The 21,362-nt window shown below is 35.5% G+C and carries 22 protein-coding genes; 15 read left to right on the forward strand and 7 right to left on the reverse strand.

What is annotated here, in order from left to right:
- Positions 1-74 precede the first annotated feature (74 nt).
- A complete protein-coding gene (locus P164_RS05570; RefSeq protein WP_028375459.1) occupies positions 75-2,390 on the reverse strand; it encodes an FdhF/YdeP family oxidoreductase in 2,316 nt (771 codons plus the stop codon).
- A 363-nt stretch (positions 2,391-2,753) separates the two neighbouring features.
- On the opposite strand from P164_RS05570, the gene glp reads away from it, so the two are divergent.
- The 8 genes from glp (at position 2,754) to moaA (ending at position 8,574) form a co-directional block, all read left to right on the forward strand.
- The gene (gene glp, locus P164_RS05575) at positions 2,754-3,929 is read left to right on the forward strand and encodes a gephyrin-like molybdotransferase Glp (protein WP_028375460.1); all 1,176 of its coding nucleotides are present in this window, start codon (positions 2,754-2,756) and stop codon (positions 3,927-3,929) included.
- Positions 3,930-3,931: 2 nt separating this feature from the next.
- Positions 3,932-4,264, forward strand: coding sequence for a winged helix-turn-helix domain-containing protein (locus P164_RS05580; RefSeq protein ID WP_028375461.1), 333 nt, complete (start codon positions 3,932-3,934; stop codon positions 4,262-4,264).
- Between the two features lie 17 nt (positions 4,265-4,281).
- On the forward strand, positions 4,282-4,875 hold the full coding sequence (locus tag P164_RS05585; RefSeq protein ID WP_028375462.1) for a molybdenum cofactor guanylyltransferase: 594 nt from the start codon (positions 4,282-4,284) through the stop codon (positions 4,873-4,875).
- On the forward strand, positions 4,859-5,098 hold the full coding sequence (locus P164_RS05590; protein WP_028375463.1) for a MoaD/ThiS family protein: 240 nt from the start codon (positions 4,859-4,861) through the stop codon (positions 5,096-5,098). The genes P164_RS05585 and P164_RS05590 overlap by 17 nt, the downstream gene beginning before the upstream one ends.
- Positions 5,099-5,107: 9 nt before the next feature.
- Positions 5,108-6,154, forward strand: coding sequence for a HesA/MoeB/ThiF family protein (locus tag P164_RS05595; RefSeq protein WP_028375464.1), 1,047 nt, complete (start codon positions 5,108-5,110; stop codon positions 6,152-6,154).
- Positions 6,155-6,161: 7 nt separating this feature from the next.
- Complete coding sequence (locus P164_RS05600; protein WP_028375465.1) at positions 6,162-6,590, forward strand: molybdenum cofactor biosynthesis protein MoaE; 429 nt, start codon at positions 6,162-6,164, stop codon at positions 6,588-6,590.
- Between the two features lie 66 nt (positions 6,591-6,656).
- On the forward strand, positions 6,657-7,574 hold the full coding sequence (gene moaCB, locus P164_RS05605) for a bifunctional molybdenum cofactor biosynthesis protein MoaC/MoaB (RefSeq protein ID WP_028375466.1): 918 nt from the start codon (positions 6,657-6,659) through the stop codon (positions 7,572-7,574).
- On the forward strand, positions 7,567-8,574 hold the full coding sequence (gene moaA / locus P164_RS05610) for a GTP 3',8-cyclase MoaA (RefSeq protein ID WP_028375467.1): 1,008 nt from the start codon (positions 7,567-7,569) through the stop codon (positions 8,572-8,574). Before moaCB ends, moaA begins: the two co-directional genes overlap by 8 nt.
- A gap of 17 nt (positions 8,575-8,591) precedes the next feature.
- Here the strand turns inward: moaA and P164_RS05615 are convergent, their stop codons facing one another.
- The 3 genes from P164_RS05615 to P164_RS05625 all read right to left on the reverse strand — a co-directional run bounded on the left by P164_RS05615 (position 8,592) and on the right by P164_RS05625 (position 11,537).
- Complete coding sequence (locus P164_RS05615) at positions 8,592-9,197, reverse strand: hypothetical protein (protein WP_125411755.1); 606 nt, start codon at positions 9,195-9,197, stop codon at positions 8,592-8,594.
- Between the two features lie 93 nt (positions 9,198-9,290).
- Positions 9,291-9,884, reverse strand: a complete 594-nt coding sequence (locus P164_RS05620; protein ID WP_234405821.1) for a DUF4202 domain-containing protein — start codon at positions 9,882-9,884, stop codon at positions 9,291-9,293.
- Positions 9,885-9,998: 114 nt separating this feature from the next.
- A complete protein-coding gene (locus P164_RS05625) occupies positions 9,999-11,537 on the reverse strand; it encodes a glycogen synthase (RefSeq protein ID WP_028375470.1) in 1,539 nt (512 codons plus the stop codon).
- Positions 11,538-11,967: 430 nt separating this feature from the next.
- Between P164_RS05625 and P164_RS05630 the strand changes: the two genes are divergently transcribed.
- Entirely contained in the window at positions 11,968-13,713 is a 1,746-nt protein-coding gene (locus P164_RS05630) for a mechanosensitive ion channel family protein (protein WP_028375471.1), read from the forward strand.
- A 33-nt stretch (positions 13,714-13,746) separates the two neighbouring features.
- Positions 13,747-14,382: a Crp/Fnr family transcriptional regulator gene (locus P164_RS05635; protein WP_028375472.1), complete on the forward strand. Its 636-nt coding sequence runs from the start codon at positions 13,747-13,749 to the stop codon at positions 14,380-14,382.
- On the opposite strand, the gene P164_RS05640 is transcribed toward P164_RS05635, so the two are convergent.
- Positions 14,379-15,674 carry an anthranilate synthase component I family protein gene (locus P164_RS05640; protein WP_028375473.1) on the reverse strand — a complete coding sequence of 432 codons (1,296 nt, stop codon included), beginning with the start codon at positions 15,672-15,674 and terminating at the stop codon, positions 14,379-14,381. The genes P164_RS05635 and P164_RS05640 overlap by 4 nt on opposite strands.
- A 78-nt stretch (positions 15,675-15,752) precedes the next feature.
- On the reverse strand, positions 15,753-15,938 hold the full coding sequence (locus tag P164_RS05645) for a CsbD family protein (protein WP_028375474.1): 186 nt from the start codon (positions 15,936-15,938) through the stop codon (positions 15,753-15,755).
- A 118-nt stretch (positions 15,939-16,056) separates the two neighbouring features.
- Between P164_RS05645 and P164_RS05650 the strand changes: the two genes are divergently transcribed.
- Positions 16,057-16,602, forward strand: coding sequence for a histidine phosphatase family protein (locus P164_RS05650; RefSeq protein WP_035899361.1), 546 nt, complete (start codon positions 16,057-16,059; stop codon positions 16,600-16,602).
- On the opposite strand, the gene P164_RS05655 is transcribed toward P164_RS05650, so the two are convergent.
- The gene (locus tag P164_RS05655) at positions 16,580-17,332 is read right to left on the reverse strand and encodes a DUF6503 family protein (protein ID WP_028375475.1); all 753 of its coding nucleotides are present in this window, start codon (positions 17,330-17,332) and stop codon (positions 16,580-16,582) included. The genes P164_RS05650 and P164_RS05655 overlap by 23 nt on opposite strands.
- An 82-nt stretch (positions 17,333-17,414) precedes the next feature.
- Between P164_RS05655 and smpB the strand changes: the two genes are divergently transcribed.
- The 4 genes from smpB to P164_RS05675 are packed head-to-tail and all read left to right on the forward strand — an operon-like array spanning position 17,415 to position 21,345.
- Positions 17,415-17,879 carry an SsrA-binding protein SmpB gene (smpB, locus tag P164_RS05660; RefSeq protein ID WP_028375476.1) on the forward strand — a complete coding sequence of 155 codons (465 nt, stop codon included), beginning with the start codon at positions 17,415-17,417 and terminating at the stop codon, positions 17,877-17,879.
- Between the two features lie 48 nt (positions 17,880-17,927).
- Positions 17,928-20,387 carry a DUF5686 and carboxypeptidase regulatory-like domain-containing protein gene (locus P164_RS05665; protein ID WP_028375477.1) on the forward strand — a complete coding sequence of 820 codons (2,460 nt, stop codon included), beginning with the start codon at positions 17,928-17,930 and terminating at the stop codon, positions 20,385-20,387.
- A gap of 44 nt (positions 20,388-20,431) precedes the next feature.
- Entirely contained in the window at positions 20,432-20,818 is a 387-nt protein-coding gene (locus tag P164_RS05670) for a hypothetical protein (RefSeq protein WP_125411756.1), read from the forward strand.
- An 11-nt stretch (positions 20,819-20,829) separates the two neighbouring features.
- Positions 20,830-21,345 carry a DinB family protein gene (locus tag P164_RS05675; RefSeq protein ID WP_035899362.1) on the forward strand — a complete coding sequence of 172 codons (516 nt, stop codon included), beginning with the start codon at positions 20,830-20,832 and terminating at the stop codon, positions 21,343-21,345.
- Positions 21,346-21,362 lie beyond the last annotated feature (17 nt).

Here is a 21,362-nt window from a genome sequence, read left to right on the forward strand (position 1 = left end):
TTAAGGGATTAAAAAAACCATTGATAAATTCAATGGTTTTTTGTTTTTAAATTTTTGAAATAGAACAAGAAGACTTAGCTAGCAATAGGTTCTACTTCCCGCTTATAAATGCGTACTCTTACAGATTTACTGATAGGCGTATTGCTGCGCTCTGCAAAGTGATTATAGGGCACCAGCATATTCGTTTCAGGGAAATAGGCAGCCACATTACCCTGCGGAATATTATAAGGTATCATCAAAAATTTATGTGCTTCTCGTACTATACCATCATAGGTACTGGTAAGATCTACAACATCTAACTTTTTTAATCCTTTTAATTCCATGTCTTTCGGATTCATAAAGACTACTCTCCGTTCATTATAAACTCCCCGATATCTATCATCCAAACCATAAATAGTAGTATTAAACTGATCGTGCGACCGTATAGTCATCATCATAAATTCATCTGCTTCAAGCGTATGCTCAGGTAATTTATTAACCGTTATCTGGGCTTTACCACCGGGCAACATGCTAAAATCAAGATTACGTACATTATTTGGCAAGTAATAGCCGTGACCTTTAGATTGTTCTGCTGTTTTTTCAAAACCTTTTGCAACAAGATCTATGTAGTTTCTAATAATCTCATAATCCTCCCCCATTAGCTTCCAGTCTAAGGGATGCGAATCAAAATAGGCATCTGCCATCTCAGCAATTATCTGCGGTTCTGAACGCACATTGTCTGAAGCCGGTTTCAAAATCCCTTTAGACTGACTTATTTTACCCATACTATTTTCTACCGTAAAATATCGGCGCTGGCCATTTTGTTCGTCTTTTTCAGACCTTCCCAATGTGGGTAGTATAAGACCTGTTTTACCGGTAACCAAATGTGTTCGATTTAGTTTAGTACTTATTTGTACGGTAAGATCGCAGTTCTGTAAAGCTTCGGCGGTATATTTTGTGTCAGAGGCAGCCATTAGAAAGTTTCCGCCTAGACAGAAAAAAGCTTTTGCTTTACCATCATGCATTGCCTGCATAGACTCAACAGTATCAAGACCTCGCTCTGCTGGTGGTGTAAAGTGCATATATTTTTCAATACGCGCATTCATATCCTTATCTACAAAATGCTGAATTCCTACACTACGATCACCCTGTACATTACTATGACCACGTACAGGACAGGTACCTGCACCCGGTTTGCCTAATGCTCCTTTTAAAAGTAACAGATTTACAAACTCGCGTATGTTTTCTACACCGTTTTTATGCTGCGTAAGCCCCATTGCCCAACACACAATAATTTTTGTAGAATGGCGCAATAACGCCACAGTTTTATTAATTGCAGACTCATCTACGCCGGTTCTCGATAGTAAATCTTTCTCATCGTAAGACATTAAATCTGCAATAAGCGCGTCATAACCACTGGTATACTTTTCAATAAAAACGTGATCAAAAACAGTTTTATCTACTGAATCTAATATTGCAAGTTTCTTTAGAATCAATTTTATAAGCGGAATATCCTGATTGATGTTTACCGGCAAATGCACATTTGCCATATCTACACCACTCCCTATAACACCGCTTAAATGCTGCGGATTTTTAAAATTTACCAAACCAGATTCTTCCAGTGGATTGATACTAATAATTTTTCCGCCGTTATTCTTGCACTTCTCTAGTGCAGACATCATTCTGGGGTGATTTGTACCCGGGTTCTGCCCTGCTATAATTATAACTTCAGCCTCATATAAATCTTCAAGAACCGTTGAGCCTTTTCCTATGCCAAGAGTTTCACCTAAGGCAACACCACTCGACTCGTGACACATATTTGAGCAATCTGGCATATTATTAGTGCCAAAAGCACGTGCAAAGGTTCCATATAAAAATGCAGCTTCATTACTAGATCTCCCTGATGTATAAAATATGGCTTCGTTAGGATCATTAAGCTTTTTCAACTCTTCAGCAATAAGCGCATATGCAGCATCCCAGCTTATGGGTTCATAATGTAAACTTCCCGGTCTTAAAACCAATGGTTCTACGAGACGACCAAATTTATTGAGCTCATAATCTGATAAATGTGACAGTTCTTCAACAGACCATTTTTTAAACATGTCTGCTCCTATTTTATCCGTAGTCGCCTCATCTGCCAGTGCTTTTGCTCCGTTTTCACAATATTCTGCAACAGGAGATCGCTGTTCGGGATCTGGCCAGGCACAACTGGGACAATCAAAACCGTCTTTCTGGTTCATCTTTAATAATGCACCCATAGAGCGTAAAACACCCATTTCTTTAAAGCCATGTTTAAGTGCTTCTTTAACTCCTAACATACCCGCCGCATCGCGTACAGGTTCTCCTAATTTAATATTGGTAAACTCCTCTGCACCCGTTAAAGACACGTTGCGTTTAAAAGACTGAGACATTTTAATTGATTTTTTTAATTAATGTGGCAATAGCAATCTAAAGCTAATTCACTTGAGATCTTTTATATAAACTACTGAAGTGCAAAAAATGTGGCATTACCGTAACACAGCTACTTTGCCTGTTCAATTTAAACAATATTTAAAGCCCGAAGTATTAAGAAAAAACTAAAAACAGAAGAGATATTACCACAATTCAAGATTAAAATGAAAAGATCTATAATGAGTTTGTATCAGAACCTTTTAAATTTTTTAAGACTGATCAATATCTACTGTACAAACGTCAAAATGCTGTTAAACCTCACCCATTGTACCAGAGAAAACAAGCAACTATCGTTATATTCGCTAGGACATAACGCTTAACTTATGATATCGGTTTTAGAGGCTCAAGAATTTGTTTTAAAAAATGCAGAAAAACTGCCGGTAATATCTCTAAAATTAGAAGATAGTTTAGGGTATAATTTGGCTGAAAATTGCCAGGCTCCCTTATCGCTTCCATCTTTTAGACAATCTGCGATGGACGGTTATGCGTTTATACATACTAATGAAACCCGCTTAAAAGTAACCGGTCAAATACAAGCAGGAGATTTATCCACACCTCATTTAAAACCTGGAGAAGCTGTACGTATTTTTACGGGTGCTCCGGTTCCTGAAACTGCAGATACGGTTGTTATTCAAGAGCACACAACCCGAGAAGGTGATACTTTAATTATTGAAAAGCTACCCCTACCTAAAGCTAACGTTCGTCCTATTGGCGAGCAATTAACGGCAGGAACTCAAGTTTTAGATCGCGGGCATCAGATAAATGAAGCCTCTATTGGTTTTATGGCAGGTTTAGGTTTAACTGAAGTTAAAGTGTATGCTAAACCGAAGGTTTGCATCATAACCACAGGTAACGAACTGCAAGAGCGCGGTACACCGCTAAAACCCAATCATATTTATGAAAGTAATGGCATTATGTTGCAGAATGCCTTAAAGCGTCTGGGTATTTTAAATATTCAATTATTAAAAGCTGAAGATACACTTGATGCAACTTCTAAAGCTGTACATCAAGCGTTAGAAAATGCAGATGTTTTAATCGTTTCTGGCGGAATATCTGTTGGTGATTTTGATTTTGTTCAGCAGGCATTTCAGGATAATGGAATTGAGGAACACTTTTATAAAGTGAATCAAAAACCCGGAAAACCTTTGTGGTTTGGTATAAAAGACGATAAATCAGTTTTTGGGTTGCCGGGTAATCCGGCTTCAAGTTTAACCTGTTTTTATGCTTATGTGCTTCCGCATTTAAGATCAAGAATGGGTAGTATAAATCCGTTATTAAATAAGCGTTCGGCAATATTGAGTGAAACCATAACAAATATTCACGGTAAAACCCTCTTTCTAAAAGCAGGAGTTAATGGTAATACGATTACACCCTTTACAGGGCAGGCAAGCTCAATGTTAAACACGTATGCATTGAGTAATGCACTCTTACTGATTCCGGAAGATACAGAACAGTTAAATGCCGGTGATGCTGTGACGTATATAGATCTTAATTTTTAATTATGAGAGCTATTAAAAGTCGTATTTGGATCGAACAGGAAGGTGAAGTCTTTCTAGGTTATGGGCGTGTTGAATTACTTAAAAAAGTAGCTGAAACACATTCAATAAGTGCTGCTGCAAAAGAAATAAATATGTCGTATAAAAAAGCCTGGAAGCTTATAAATACTATGAATGCAAATTCTAGACAGCCACTAGTAATTACAAATACTGGAGGTAAAGACGGTGGAGGAACCACATTGACTACCTACGGAAAACAAATGATTGAGCAATTTGAAACTTTAAACACTGCTTGTGAGCATTTTTTAAATGATCAATTTAAGGCGTTAAATCAATAATAGTCAAAACTTAGTTTATGAAGTCACTCAACCACATACCGGCATACATTCTTTGTGGTGGAAAAAGCACCCGAATGTTATCTGAAAAAGGTTTAGTAGAACTTCAAGACAAGACCTTTGTTGAACACATAATCAATACATTACAAAAAATAAAATTATCTATTTTTCTAGTAACAGAAAATCCTTCATATACCTATTTAGGTATTCCTACGATGCCCGATATATATAAAGAAAAAGGTCCTTTAGGAGGGATATATGCAGCACTTAAACATACAGATGCTGCTCAAATTTTAATTCTGAGTTGTGATATTCCGCTACTTTCTATGGAAACTTTACAAACACTTTTAAGCAGCGATTTTACAAATTATGAGATAACGTTTGCATCTGCAGAAGGTAGATGGCATCCTTTAATAGGAATTTATTCTAGAACACTATTACCAGATATAGAACAGGCTCTTCAAGAAAATAAATTGAAACTCACTGATTTTATAAAAGATCATAAGTATAAACAAATAGCCATTGCAAATGCTCGGTCACTTGTGAATATTAATACACCCGAAGCTTTGGCAGAACTCGAAAACAGTTTAAAATATTATGAAAATCACGCTTAAATATTTTGGCCAACTCGTTGACGTTATAGGCGCTCCTGAGGAAACCCAAACTACCTCATTTAAAGATTCGGCACAGCTTTTAAAACATCTAAAGGAAACTCATGCAATTAGTCATATACCATTTCAATTAGCGGTTAATCAAAAATTAATTGATGCTGATGAAGCCGTTAGCTTAAATGAAGGTGATGTAGTCGCTTTACTTCCTCCTTTTGCAGGAGGTTAATTAATACTTATGAGCAAATATCAACGTCAATTAATTTTACCTCAAATAGGAAGAAGCGGTCAGCAAAAACTGGCGAATGCCAGTGTACTTGTTATCGGAGCCGGTGGTTTGGGCTGTGCCCTTCTGCCCTACCTAACAGCTTCCGGCATTGGTACTTTAGGTATGGTAGATGGCGATCGTATTGAAGAAAGTAATCTGCACCGGCAAATTTTGTATACGCCAGATGCTGTAGGGAAATTTAAAGTAGATGTGGCTAAAGCCTTTTTAAAAAAGCAGCAACCCGATGCTCAAATCATTACGTATTCTGAATATTTAAATGGTTCAAATGCAGTTTCATTATTTAAGAATTACGATATAATTGTTGATGCTACAGACCGAATTGACGTTAGGTATTTAATTAATGACGCAGCTGTATTAACCGGTAAGCCTTTCGTGTACGGCAGCATTCATCGCTTTGAAGGTCAGATTTCTGTATTTAATTATAAAAACGGACCTACATATCGCTGTTTGTTTCCTAAAGCTACTGAAGTACCTAGTTGTGCAGAAGCTGGTGTTTTAGGAACCAGCGTAGGTGTTATAGGTATGCTACAGGCGCAGGAAGTGATGAAAATGATTTTAGAAATTGGTGATGTACTTTCTGGAGAATTACTTATTTACAATACGCTTACCGCAAGTCAGCAAAAGTTTCAGTTTACAAAAAATGAAACCATAGCGATAACGCATTCATTTTACCAAAAAACACATCTAAAAACTAAAAGTAAAACAGTATCCTTCAATAGCGAAATGCTTAAAAGCAGCGTTTTTATAGATGTTCGTGAATTCAATGAACAACCTAGGTTAGATTTTCAGAATTTAAAAGAAATACCACTTTTTAAATTGGAAAAACAATCTGAAGAACTTGATAAGACAGGTACTTACTATCTGTTTTGTCAAAGTGGCAAACGTGCTCAACTTGCGGCAGAACTATTAAAAAATATGGGTTTTGTAAATAGTTGTGCAATCGAGGAAGGAGCTGAGGATCTAAAAAAAATCGAACAAATCGTAGTATTTAAATAAAATATCAATGAAAAAAGTATTTATAGAAGGCCCCATAAGCAGCGAATTTATAGGAACCTCTATCGCAAAACATCAAAGTAAAACAAGCATAGGTGCTCACAATATATTTTTAGGTCAGGTACGTGCAGATGAAGTTGATTCTAAAGTGGTAACAGCTATTGAATATACCTGCTATGAGGAGTTAGCTAATGAGAAATTAAATGAAATACGCGAAGAGGCTTTTGAGAAATTCGATTTAATATGTATGCATATTTACCACAGTTTGGGCACGATTAAAGTTGGCGAAGTTTGCTTTTTTGTATTTGTTTCGGCTAAGCGCAGAAAAGAAGTTTATGCCGCTACAGAATGGATTGTTAATCAGGTAAAAGACCGCACTCCTATTTTTGGAAAAGAGATTTTTGAAGATAACAGCCATCAGTGGAAAGTGAATAGTTAATTGAGTTTTAAATCTAAGTTAGGCGGTTTCAGTCTTAAATAAATACAAGTAATACCTATACTAAATATGGTAGATATAACACATAAAATAACAACCTTACGTACAGCAACAGCTCAGGCGACGGTTACCGTGAGTAAGCCCGAAACTATTGAGGCTTTGCAAAAAAACACCGTACCCAAAGGAAACGTTTTTGAAATGGCAAAAACAGCAGGACTATTTGCTGTAAAAAACACACATACCACAATACCAGATTGTCACCCGTTACCTATTGAATATACGGCTGTAGAGTACACGATAGATGGTCTTTCAGTTCATATAGCAATTACCGTAAAAACGGTTTACAAAACCGGCGTTGAAGTTGAGGCGATGCATGGAGCTTCGGTGATTGCATTGACCATGTATGATATGCTTAAACCTATAGACAAAGGTATTGAGATTAACAATGTTAAATTAGTCAACAAAAAAGGCGGTAAAAGCAGTTTTAAAGATCAGAATCCGTCGAGATTGAGTGCGCATATCATCGTATGCTCTGATTCTATTTCCGAAGGAAAAAAAGAAGATCTGGCGGGTAAAGCTATTATAGAAAAACTTCAGGGATTTGATGTTCAAATTCAGGGTTACGAGATTATACCAGACGATCTGGAAACCATACGCAGCAAGGCTTTTGAATTGTCTGATACTGTAAATCTTTTAATTTATACCGGTGGTACCGGACTCAGTATGCGCGATGTAACTCCCGAAGCGCTAGAACCCATTCTAGAACGTCGCATCCCCGGGGTTGAAGAAGCCATACGCAATTATGGTCAGGATCGTATGCCGTACGCAATGCTTTCGCGCAGCGTAGCCGGTACATTAGGCAATTGCCTAATACTTGCCCTACCTGGCTCTACAAATGGCGCTAAAGAGTCTATAGATGCTGTTTTTCCGCATTTATTACACGTTTTTAAAATATTAAGAGGCGCTCAACACAATGCTAATGACTAAAGTCACAAACCTATTAACCGATTCTCATCAGCGCAAACACAACTATTTGCGTATTTCACTCAGTGAAAAATGCAATTTAAGGTGTACCTACTGTATGCCTCACGACGGCATCGCGCTTAGTCCTAGAGCACATTTAATGACCGCAGATGAGATTGAAGCTATTGCCACCATATTTGTTAAGAATGGCGTAGATAAAATACGCTTAACCGGCGGCGAACCTTTAGTACGCAAAGATTTTAGCTTAATTCTAGAGAAACTTGCTAAACTTCATGTTAAGCTCTCTATCACAACAAATGCGCTGCTCACCCACCGTTTTATTGATGATTTTAAACGGTTTGGTTTACAAGATATTAATGTAAGTCTAGACAGTCTTGATGCCGAAAAATTTAAGTTTATTACACGTAGAGATCAGTTTAAACTGGCGTATGATAATATTAACCAACTCATCGCTGAAGGCTTTAATGTAAAAATTAATGCGGTTTTGATGAAAGGTTTTAATGAAGATGAAATAACTGACTTCATAAAACTCACTAAAGATCAAAACATTAATGTTCGTTTTATCGAGTTTATGCCTTTTGACGGCAATGAGTGGAATAAAAATAAACTCGTAAGTCAGGCTGAAATTTTAAATCGGGTTACCGATTATTTTGGAGTTGAAGCGTTAAAACCCTTACTAAATGAAACGAATTTTACAGCACGTAATTTTAGAATTGAAGGATTTAAAGGAAGTTTTGGAATCATCAGTTCGGTTACAAACCCCTTTTGCGACAGTTGCAACCGGGTACGACTTACCGCAGACGGAAAACTCAAAAATTGCCTATTCTCAAATGAGGAAACAAATCTGTTAACTGGATATCGTTCTGGTGCAAATCTTGAAGATTTAATTGATGCTGCTTTAAATAAGAAAAAAGCAGTACGCGCCGGTATGACCGATTTTGACCAACTTACCAATCCCGATTTACATAACAACAACCGCAGTATGATTGCTATTGGCGGGTAAAATAAATAGCAGGTTTCTTACTCCCTGTTAACATCAATTATTTCTCCCTGGTCATACATGCGCTTAATCTCCTCACGGGATAGGCTGTATTCATCAAGGGAGTAATTCTCGGTTTTTTCAATGTCGCGTATTCCGCTTATCTTTTGAGTTTCATAATCATTCAGTCTAAAAATGACAGAGTCTTTGGTTATTTCTGTCAGCATTAATGTAGAATAAAAATTGGATTGTGTTTTAAACTCGTAGATATCGCCGGCTTGTGGAGTAGTTATGTAATCTAAATTAAGACGCTTATTTTCTTGTCCTGAATAGATTAACCAACTAATTAAAATAGCGATAAGTCCCAAACCACTATATTGCCAAATAGGCGCTTTTACTTCAGTTTTAAGCAATCTTCCTTCCTGCTTAAATTCTTCAGGCATTTTTCTAAACTTCAATGCGTGATTGCAATTTTCGCAAAGGGAGTAAATGGGTTTTCGATACGGAAATAATGGAATCCAGAAAACGTGTGCGTGCTGACTTGATACACTAAAAAGTGTGGTTGCTTTTTCTGAACAATAAGGACATATAACCTTATTTGATTTAATAGATTTTAAGAAGACATTCTTCCAGCCGTAAATTACCATTCTTGAGAATTAAGGCTTCAGAAAGCCGGTTTAAAGTCCCTAAAATAACTATTTTCTTTAATAAAGTAAATAACACTAGTAACTAAAACATTTTTATGCCAGTGCTTTATTAATAAGTTCTAACGAAGTATCGCTAAGAGGAAGTGTCAAAGCGGTATCGTGCCCTTTATCAGACATCTTAGCCCAGGTTTTTTGAACAATATCTATCACTTTTTCCTCTTCATGTTTAGCTGCAAAATCTTCAAAATAAAACTCTAAAAACACAAGGCAAATCACATCTTCCAGCGTTTGAGATTCTAAATCTTTTTTAATAAGCTTTTTCTTAATTAAAAACTGAACACGATCTATGAAAGTTTCGGTGTAATGAAATTCTTTTAAAATTGTTCCCGTGAGTTCGGCGTGCATTTTTTTTAAGTCTTCACGCCATTTTAAATAGCCTACACGATTCATTGAGTAATCTTCACGAGGGCTTTTCCATCTGCAAATATGTTGTGCACGTGCAGCGATTTTAAGTTCTTGAGAAGCTTCGTTTTCAAAACGTTCTAACTGTCTCGTCATACGCTGAGAATACAATAATTCTTTTGGAAATTGCTCTCCATCTACAATTACGTAATTTGGGTCCTGGGCATTTAGCGCATCTATAGCTGCGATAACTTTATTAAAAGGAGTCTTTATTTTTTTATCCAAAATTTAGAAATTGGTTACTAGGCTGTTTATAGAATATTCTTCTTAAAATCTAATATAAACTATTAACACTGTTTAGACATCTAAATTTGGTACTAAAACACAAGTGTTGCAAGGTTAAGAGTAAGTATAGAGATACTTGTAATATTCTTTCACAGCATTTTCCCAGGAAAAACGAGCTGCTTTTGCCTTTTTACTCATTTTTTTCCATTTTGATTTATCGTTGAAGAAAGTATCTAAGGTAGTGTCAAAAGCAAGTACCATATTTTCAATTTTATCATCAACGGTATTTCCATCAAATGCAAAACCATTTACACCAGCCTTTACTGTATCTATAAGGCCACCGGTATGGTGTACCAGGCACAATACCCCATTGCGCATTGCAAGCATTTGACTAATACCGCAAGGCTCAAATAAACTGGGCATAAAATATAAATCTGACTCCAGATAAATAGAGTCTATTATATCTTCAGACTGGCCGTTAATAAAAATAAAATTAGGATGCTCATAGCTAATATCGCGCATAAGCGCCTCGTACTCGGGCTCGCCGGTACCCAGTAATATAAAAATACCATTACGCGCTTCCAGTTTCTCTAATATAGCTTTGAGCGCCTGCGGATTTCGTTTAAAGAAATAGAATTTCTGCTCGGTCATTCGAGCTACACTAGAAGCAACAAAACTGGGTGGATTTTCAAGCAAACACACCACTTTTTCACCGGTGTAGGCGAGTATATCTGATTTGTATTTTTTAGATTCTTCCTGAATCCATTTAAACAATTGTCTTAATACATTAGGATATAAATTACCCTTCTCTGCCACCCGAATATTTTTGTAATTAACCCCGTTAAGAATACCATAAAGACGCCCGGCATCATTGGCTTTATTGAGGTCTTCTTCTAAGCTTTCGCCTCCTATAAATTCCGGTTTATGACTGGGTTTAAGAATATCTAATTTGTATGACGGACTCACGGTGTGCACGCGATCTGCTAACCGAATTCCCAAAGCCATTAGATTAATACAATCTTCATAACGATCGTCTTTGACCATCTCATAATCATATCCCAATTGGGGGAAAAAATTGTTTACGGAAGCAAAGTTATTATTTAAAGGTCTGATACCCTGTAAGCTCAGATTGTGTATACTATACACAAACCAACTTTCTCTTAATATCTGGTATTCAGGATTAAATTGTTTATGAAACAACAAAAGTGCTGTGTGCCAATCGTGTAAATGCACTACATCTACATGATCAAATAAATTCTGTTTAATAGCCTGAGCAACAGCTGTATTAAAAATAAAATACTTTACAGCATCAGTAAAAAAAGGTTCAGTAGGATCATCATTATAAATATGAGCAATATTACCTTCAATAATTTCAGGATGGTGAATTACATAATGCGTAATACCTTCAAAATGTTTTTTAGGCTGTACTTCATATAAATAAGCAATAGACTCATCCCCACGTATGTTTATTTTTAGATCACTTATAAAAGTTCCCCCTAAATGCAGCCTATTGTAAGCGGGTACAATCACGTGAACGTGATCGCCATTTGCTGCTAATTGTCTTGGCACATCTCGAACCACATCTGCCATTCCCCCTGCTTTACAATGAGCAATTGCATCATTTTCTGCGGAAACAAATAAAAAATTTTTCATCTCTAATTAACAATGGTTTGAGATCATTAAATCAAACCTTTTTATATCGTGAACTCTAAGGCTGTATAACCTCACTTTTTAAATAACCAAATTACTATTTCATTTATAGTATTGTCTTAAATAATATTTAAAACCGAATTAAATTTATGATAGATATTAAACACATAATTTGCTTAATACTGGGATCTAAAAATATTGCTTTTCATATTAACCCTACATTAATTCAGCATCAAATAATAGAGAACCTTTAATTTTTAATAATTATATAATTATTTGATTTACAATTGATAATTCAATAAATCTAATGTGTTAGTTTAATAAACTCGGAGTCACTTTAATTTCATAAAAAGTTCTTAAAATTAAACTGCTAAGGACAGTTTTAACGCTTTTATAATAATGAAACTTAACTATTGAGCGTATTTTTCAAATTATGCGATTTAACCACTTCTCCACCATTTTTAGCCTAGTAATTCTATTCTCCTTAGCTCAGGTATATTGCCAGGATTTAACAACCAGTAAGGCAGGCGATTCTTTACCCGAAAGTAACTCTTCAGTTCCAGAAGACGGCGATTTTATGCCAAATGCAATTCGGGAATATAACGAGGCTTACTACATATTAAGCAGACTTAATACCTCTACCGGCTTGCCACCAAATGAGTTTAATTTTCAATCTCCACAAGCTACCTTAGAGCATTTTGTCTATAATGCGCGTAGTGGTGATTTTAAAAATGCGAGCTATGCCTTAAACTTTAATCTCTTGCCTGATGATATTACTCAAGAACAGGCCGCTACCCTTGCAGAAAAATTATTCTTCGTTTTAAATCAACGTATAAAAATTGATTGGAGTGGCTTATCAGATCGGCCAGATGGTCAAATTGATATGAGTACAAGCACAAATCAGGCAATTGCAGGTAAACCTATGCGCAGCGTGGTTTTTGGAGAAATAGATCTTGAAGGTAGGGATATTGTCTTAAGAATGCAACGTATTAAATACAAAGATTATGGAGCATTTTGGCTTATTTCAGCAAATACTGTAGAAAATATTGATAGTCTATATGAGGTTTACGGGCCCCGTGAACTCGATAGAATGATGCCAGATTGGGCACGTATTCAGTTTTTAAATATGCCTATCTGGAAATTTATTGGAACTTTTATTCTTATTCTTTTTAGCTATTTACTAGGCAAACTCAGTTTATACATCTTTAGAAAAATATTTAAAAAATCTGATAAAATCTGGGTAAACACGATAGCAAAACGACTAGCAACCCCTGCGGGTTGGGCAATAGGCGTATTGTTTTTTTACATCTCTTTGAATAAACTTATTTCCTTTGGCGGAACATTTGCAAGTACACTTTATGCAATCTTATTAATTGCCGTTATAGGTACAATTACGTGGTTTATTATGCGATTTATAGATTCATTTATGGTCTATGTTGCCGAAACAAAAATAGGAGACACCAATCCCGAAGAAAATAATGAGGCTCGCATGATGCTAACGTATATCTCTGTAGCAAGACGGGTTATAACATTTATAGTCATCATAGTAGGTTTTTCAGTAATCTTATCTCAGTTTAGATCATTAGAAAAGTTAGGAATATCTTTAATAGCCTCTGCCGGTCTCGCTACTGTGGTTCTGGGTGTTGCCGCCCAAAGTACTTTAGGCAATATTATCGCAGGTATTCAAATAGCATTAACCAGACCTGCACGTATAGGAGACACAGTAATTATTGATGATGACTGGGGATATGTTGAAGATATACGGTTTACCTATATGGTAGTACGCACCTGGGATGAGCGACGTTTAATCGTACCCTTAAAAGAAATTATATCTAAAACCTTTGAAAACTGGTCTATGACCAGTGCTCATCAAATACGGCCAATAACTTTACACGTAGATTATAAAACTGATGTTAATTTAATACGCCAAAAGTTTAGCGAATTACTGGAACAAGAAGAAAATTGGGACAAAAATCACCCGCCGGTTGTACAGGTGGTAGACATGAGTGAGAAAACGATGCAGGTACGCGCATTATGTAGTGCTAAAGATGCTTCCTCTACCTGGGATTTACACTGTACACTTCGAGAAAAATTAATTGCTTACATAAGTAAGTTAGATAGCGGTCAGCATTTATCTAAATCTCGAATTCGTATTCAAAATAATCTAAATAATGATTAACCTGTTTAAGGAGTTAAAGTTTAATTTTGAAATATGAACGAATTGTTAAACTTAAACTACGGTCACCTTTTTGAAGCGGAATTACTAAAAGAAATTTCAGAAATAGGTATTCTAAAAGAAGTAAAGGAAGGTGATAAACTTATGGAAATTGGCCAGTATATAACGGCAATGCCCTTACTTATTTCGGGAGCTATTAAAATACTACGTGAAGATTCTGAAGGTAATGAACTGCTACTCTATTTTTTAGAAAAAGGAGATACCTGTGCACTTACCTTATCTTTTAATCGGGGCCAACGTAAAAGTGAAATACGTGCCATCGCAGAGCTTGATACCGTTCTCATTATGATTCCCATACAAAAAATGGAAGAATGGAGCTCAACCTATAAATCCTGGAGAAATTTTATTTTTGACAGCTATCAAAATAGACTACAGGAAATGCTTGATACGCTAGATAGCATTGCTTTTATGCGTATGGATGAGCGTTTGCTTAAGTATTTGAGAGATAAGCAAAAACTTACTCAAAGCAACGAACTTCAAAGTACGCATCAGGAAATTGCCTATGAGATGCATACCTCTCGTGTTGTTATTTCAAGATTGCTTAAAAAGCTAGAATTAGAAGGTCGTATTAAGATTTTACGTAATAAAATAGAATTACTCAATTTAATTTAAGCTTCAAGCGTTTCTCGCATAGCTTTCGCTTTAAGTAAACATTCTTCGTATTCTTTTTCTGGAATTGCCTGAGCAGTTATAGCGCTTCCTACCGTAAAAGACACATAGGGTTTTTCTGCATCATACAATAAACTGCGTATAACAACATTAAAATCAAAATCACCGTTAGGTTCAAAATAACCTATTGAGCCGCTATACAAACCGCGTTTAGAATTTTCTAAATCTTCAATAATCTGCATTGCTGAAAGCTTTGGCGCCCCGGTCATACTTCCCATGGGATACGTATTTTTAATACAGGTTATAGGGTCTGTATCGGGGTCAATGTTAGCTGTAATCGTAGAAATCATCTGGTGCACCTGTTTAAAAGAATAAACCTTGCATAGTTCTTCTACACGCACACTTCCTTTTAGCGCCAGCTTAGAAAGATCATTACGCACGAGGTCTGTAATCATGATATTTTCTGAGCGTTCTTTAGGATCCTGAGCAAGTGCCCGGGCAAGTTTTAAATCTTCAATAGCATTATTACTTCTGCGGGCTGTGCCTTTTATAGGCTGACTAATCAATTTTGTTTTCCGCTTGCATAAATACCGTTCTGGAGAAGAACACAGCGCATATTTAGAACCTATTTTTAAAAATGCTGCAAACGGAGCTTTTGAAATCTCATTTAAATGCAGAAAACTCTTTAAAGGATCAATTTTAGATTCCGCATAAAATTCCTGGCAAAAATTAGCCTCATAAATATCGCCGCGGTAAATGTGATCGAGCATTTTATCTACCTGAGCGCAATACGCGTCTTTATTAAAACGAACTTTAACCTTAGGTGTAGTATAGTTTTCAACTACTTTTTCTTTTTCTTCGGAAGAATTAAATATCAACTCAAAATCCTTCTCAATATCTGCTGCTACTTCAGGGAGGTATAAAAATTCTATAGTATTACCTATAATGCGTATCAGTTTTAAAGGCTGAAAGAAATACAAATCAGGAAAATCTAACCCATCAAGGTTTGCAGACTGAAGATTTTCAACTTCATTTTTTAAATCATAGGTCATAAAACCTAGTAACCAGTCCTGTACTTGAGCTCTGTACTTAGAAAGTTCAGAAAATGCATGGTTTGATTTTATATGAATTGATGTTTTGGCACCAACACCTAACAAAATATCAAACTTTCCATAAGGATCTGTATGCCCATTTGAGGTTAGCAAACAACTCGTAGAATCTGGCTTTGCCCAATCTAACAAATGCTTTAGGAGATTTGTTTTATCTGGAATTGATTTTGATTTTATGATGCGCATAGATTTGTAAAATTACAGTTTAGCGCATAAAAAAACCGTCAATAAAATCGACGGTTTTAAATAAATTTTAGATATAAACTATTGCTTATCGATCCAGTCTTTAATCTCTTCTTTGGTTTTTCCGGTTTTTTCTTGAAGTTTTCCAAGCATTTGGTCAAATTTACCTTCTGCGTGAGTGGTATCGTCATCTGTAAGATCACCATACTCCTCTTTAAATTTACCTTTAACTTGTTTCCACTTTCCTTCTATCTGATCATTATTCATAATTTTGGATTTTTAATTATTAGTAATATTTAAAATTACTGCTAAGAATAAACTATTTACCCCAACAAAACGCTAATCTTTAAAAGGCAAGCGTTAATTTTACTTAAAATTTAAAACAATGCAGAAACTCTTATTTTCCCTGTTTATATTAATCATTTTTAGTGCGTGTAATAATAAAACTAAAACTCTGGCAAGTGCAGATACAGCACGTGTTACTGATGCTACTTACTATTTTGTGAGACACGCAGATAAAGTACGGGCTCCAAATATAGGAAATAACCCGCCACTAAACGCCAACGGTAAGGCACGTGCTAAATTCTGGGCAAAACAATTAAAAGATGTTGATTTTGACGCCGTTTACAGTACAAATTTTAAGCGAACGCGCAGTACAGCGCTGCCCACTGCAAAACAGAATAAACTAGAAATTAAAATTTACGAACCTTCTGAAGATTTCTATGTTAATTTTAAAGATACTCATGTGGGCAAAAATGTATTGGTAGTGGGACATAGTAATACCATACCTGCCTTTGTTAATGCTGTTCTAGGGGAGCAAAAATACAATGAGATAGATGATTCTACTTTTGGAAATCTTTACATTGTACGGGTAAAAGATGGTGTTGCTGAAGCCGAATTAAAAGATTTTAACAGCTGGAGCAAGCAGTAACTTCAATATTTTCTAATTCAATTTTAGATAACAACCTAAGTTTGCCATTTTCAAAAAGACTATCAAGACTTTGCAAAGGTGGAAACTGCTCTAAAGGCTCATAATTGTTATAATCAACAAAGCGAACACCATTTACCTCTCTAATATTATAGGCTTCTCTAAAACGCGTACCGCCTTCATTAACATGGTAATTGTATGCTAAATAATCTACTGTAAAATCTTCAGTATCGATCCAGTACATATAATTGTCTTCAAAATCTTCACCCCCACCTTCTTCAGCAAATCGCACTTCAATCTTATAATAGGTTTTTCCTTTAATAGTAGCTTCTCCAATCTTTTTAGATTTTACTGCTTCCGCATTTAAACCATACGGCAACACCGAAAAATAATGTACCGAGTTTACACCCCCTGCAAGATTACTTATCAAAGAATCTTCCAAATTGATGGTTTTACCCTTTACAAATCGTTTAAAATCTGAATTTGTTAATTGATCTAAAGTATCTTTACAAGCCTCGTCAGAACAACGCTCCAGACTGAAATTTCCGTAATTACGTGATGCTTTATAAAATTTATCTCTGAAGGTAAATGTGATTGTTGATGTATCTATAGTTGAACCGCCAGCACGTGCTATGGTTTGAGCTATAATGGCTTTAGAGTCGAGATTTTTAATTTCTTTCTTACATGCTGTTAAACAAATTAGAAGGAATGTAAGTGGCAATATTTTTTTCATTATCTAGCATTTAGGAACTGCAAAATTAAAGTAATTGCAGGCAATAGCAGTCCATTTGATAAATTAGTACTTTTGCAATCTTATGAAACAAGAAAATACAATTAATATTAAAAATAAGAAGGCTCGTTTTGAATATGAGATTCTTGATAAATATATAGCCGGTATTAAACTGGCGGGTACCGAAATTAAATCTATACGCGAAGGAAAAGCATCTATTGCAGAAAGTTTTTGTGAGTTTGAAGGTAATGAGCTTTTTGTGATAAATATGACCATTCAAGAATATTCACACGCTACCTATTTTAACCATCAGCCTAAGAGTAGTCGCAAGCTATTACTTAATCGAAGAGAACTCAATAAGCTTTTAAAAGAAGTCAAAAATAGCGGTCTAACCATCGTACCTCTTAGATTGTTTATTAATGAGAGAGGACTGGCAAAAATGCAGATCGCGCTGGCAAAAGGTAAAAAATTATACGACAAACGAGAAGTTATTAAAGACCGGGATTCTAAAAAACGTTTAGGACAAATTAAGAAGGCATTTAATAATTAGTGCAACAGGTAGAAAATAATTTAAGTCTTTTAAATTAAATTATACCACATGCTAAAAAAAATACTCTTCGCTGTTATCGTATTGGTTTGCATCCAGGTACAGAGTCAGATTACAGGCTCGGTTACTAATGCGCAAAATGAGCCATTACCCTATGTAAATATCTATTTAAAAAATGCAACAACCGGCACGACTACAAATGGTGACGGCCTGTATAGTCTTAATTTTAATCAGACCGGTACCTATACGATAACTTTTCAGTTTTTAGGTTATACTACAAAGAATGTAGAAGTTACAATTACCGAGTTTCCATTTAAATTAAATGCTGTTTTAGAAGAAGAAACGACATCACTAGACGAGGTGGTTTTAGATTCTAAAATAAATCCCGCAGACCGAATTATACGAGAAGTTCTTAAGGAAAAACCACAAACTTTATCTAAACAAAAAGCATATACCGCAGATTTTTATTCCCGTGGCTTATGGCGTGTAGAAAACGCTCCTGAAAAGTTTTTTGGGCAGGAATTGGGAGATTTAGGTGGAGGTCTTGATTCTACACGAACCGGTATTGTATATTTAAGTGAGACGATTTCTAAAATTGCATATCAGGAACCTAATGATTTTAACGAAATTATTACAGCCAGTAAGGTTAGTGGTAACAGTAATGGATTTAGCTTTAACAGTGCGCAGGAAGCAGATTTTTCATTCTATAATAATACCTTAGAGATACAGGCGCAAGTTGTATCGCCTATTGCAGATAATGCCTTCAATTACTACACTTACAAATTAGTGGGTACGTTTAAAGAAGGTGATAAACTCATCAATAAAATACAGGTAACACCTAAACGTAAAAATGATCGTGTTTTTAATGGTATATTATATATTGTTGAAGACGACTGGCAGCTTTATGGCGCAGATTTAAATACAAGTGGTGCTGCGATACAAGTACCGTTTGTAGATTCATTAGTATTTAAACACAGTTTTAAATACAATGCTGCACAAAAACTTTGGGTTAAAATTTCTCAAAGTATCGACTTTAGCTTTAAGCTATTTGGTTTTGGTGGTAATGGAAGATTTTCTGCAGTCTATAGCAATTATGATTTTAAACCTCAATTTGATCGTAAGAGTTTTTCAAATGAAGTATTGAGTTTTAAACCCGAAGCCAATAAAAAAGACAGTTTGTTTTGGCAGCAAATACGCCCGATTCCGCTTACTATTGAAGAACGTACAGATTATATTAAAAAAGACAGTTTACAAGAAATTCGGGACTCTAGACCTTATAAAGATTCAGTAGATAGTGCACGTAATGCATTTAAATTTACAGACGTACTTATGGGATACAGTTATCAAAATACTTATGATAAGTGGCGCTTAAGCTATGATGCAATTTTACCTACGATCTCCTATAATACAGTTCAAGGCTTTAATGCAACAGGAGGAATAAGTTATTCTAAATGGACCGAAGATTATATACAAGCAACAACACTAAGCTTAAAAGCAAATTATGGGATTGACGATGAGCGTTTGCGTTTTACAGGAAGAATTGCAAAACGATTTGACCGTATAAAAAATACAACAGTCATCCTAGAAGGAGGCTCTCAAACGCAGCAATTTAATTCTGAAGAACCTATTTCTGGTGTAATAAACAGCCTGGCAACTCTCGTATGGAAAAAAAACTTTGCTAAATACTATGAATTAAATTTTGCGCGAGCGACGTTCTCTCAAGAACTATTTAATGGGTTTCAGTTAACTGCACAGGCGGGTTATGAGAAACGAATGCCGCTATTTAATACCACAGATCAAACGTTATTCAACAGAGATTTTGCTTATACTTCAAACAATCCTTTAAACCCTCAGGATTATAATACTGCAGCAATACAACCTCACAATCTGGGAAAAGTAAATGTACAGGCGATGATTAATTTTGATCAGAAATATATGAGCTATCCTGACGGAAAGTTTAAAGTTGATGATTCTAAATATCCAACGCTTTATGTTACTGCTGAGCAAAGCTTTGCAGCTAGTGATGCTAACTACAATTTTACAGAACTTAAAGCAGAACTGCGTCAGGAACTTACTCTGGGTAATAAAGGAAACTTTGGGTATGGCTTTACAGGAGGTACTTTTTTGAATGGAGACAACATCAGTTTTGTAGACTATCAGCATTTTAATGGTAATCAAACCTATGTTAATTTTAGAAATCTGCGTCTTACTGGTTTTAATAATCTACCCTACTACGATTATAGCACTAAAGAAAGTTTCTTTGAAGCGCATATAGAACACAATTTTAAAGGCTTTATTCTAGGAAAAATTCCCGGTATAAGAGCCTTAAATCTCAATCTAGTTACCGGTGTACATTCCTTATTAACACAAGAAAACAAACCTTATACTGAATTTAATATAGGTGTTGATAACCTTGGCTTCGGAAAATTAAAGTTTCTGCGTGTTGATTATGTGCGCTCTTTTAGTGGTCCTAATCAAAAAGGAGCTTTTGTTTTTGGTCTCAGTTTTTAGAACAGATTTCTTTGTAATTTAGATTCTGAAAAACCGTTAAATTTATGCGCTTCCTTATATTATTTTGCATATTGCTAGGCGTTCTGAGTTGCACAGCAGACAAAAAATTAGAACTCTCAAAAATTGAAGGTTTTCCTTCTCAAATTATAGGCTGTAGTTGCTATTATGCAATGAGCGAAGAAGATTTTTCTGCACAAAAATTTATCTATATTGATAAATATGGTGAAGAACCCGGGATGATTAATGTAAATGGAAATCTAATAGCCGTAGACCCTAAAAATAAAGATCCTAAAAATTATCAAATTAAAATTGACATTGAACAGGAGATTCAGTTAGATCAGGAATTGTACCATAAAGAAGGAGTACTTACAGTATTAGCACCAGATGGTGCGGTGTTTACCTCTTCTATTTATGGGGAATGCGGCTGCTAAATAAGTGTATAATGAAAAAACTACAGCAACCTGAAGTTTGGCTGCGAGGGCCTTTAAAAAATATTCCACCTTATTTACAACCGGCAGCACATGCTTTAAAACAAACTGAGGAAGATCTCGACTATTGGTTAACAGATTTTGAAGATATACACCTCTGGAATAATCCGGCGGGTAGAGCAAGTGTAGGATTTCATTTGCAACACATTACCGGTGTTTTAGACCGTATGATAACCTATTCAAAAGCACAAAAGTTATCTCAAGTACAATTTGACTATTTAAAACAGGAAGGAGTTCAAAATTACGACGTTACCACAGCCCAACTTAAAGCTGCATACTCAAATAAGTTAGATGAGGCATTCTTATACTTTAGTACATTAAAAGAGGTTGATTTACTTCAAAAGCGAAGTGTAGGCCACAAAGAACTTCCATCAACTGTTTTAGGTCTTCTTTTTCATGCTGCAGAACACAGCCAAAGGCATTTAGGCCAATTATTGGTAACGACAAGTATTTTAAAAACTTTAAAGTAAATAGCATTGTTTTATAT

Origin of the sequence: Leeuwenhoekiella sp. MAR_2009_132, assembly GCF_000687915.1 — a bacterium.
GTDB lineage: Bacteria > Bacteroidota > Bacteroidia > Flavobacteriales > Flavobacteriaceae > Leeuwenhoekiella.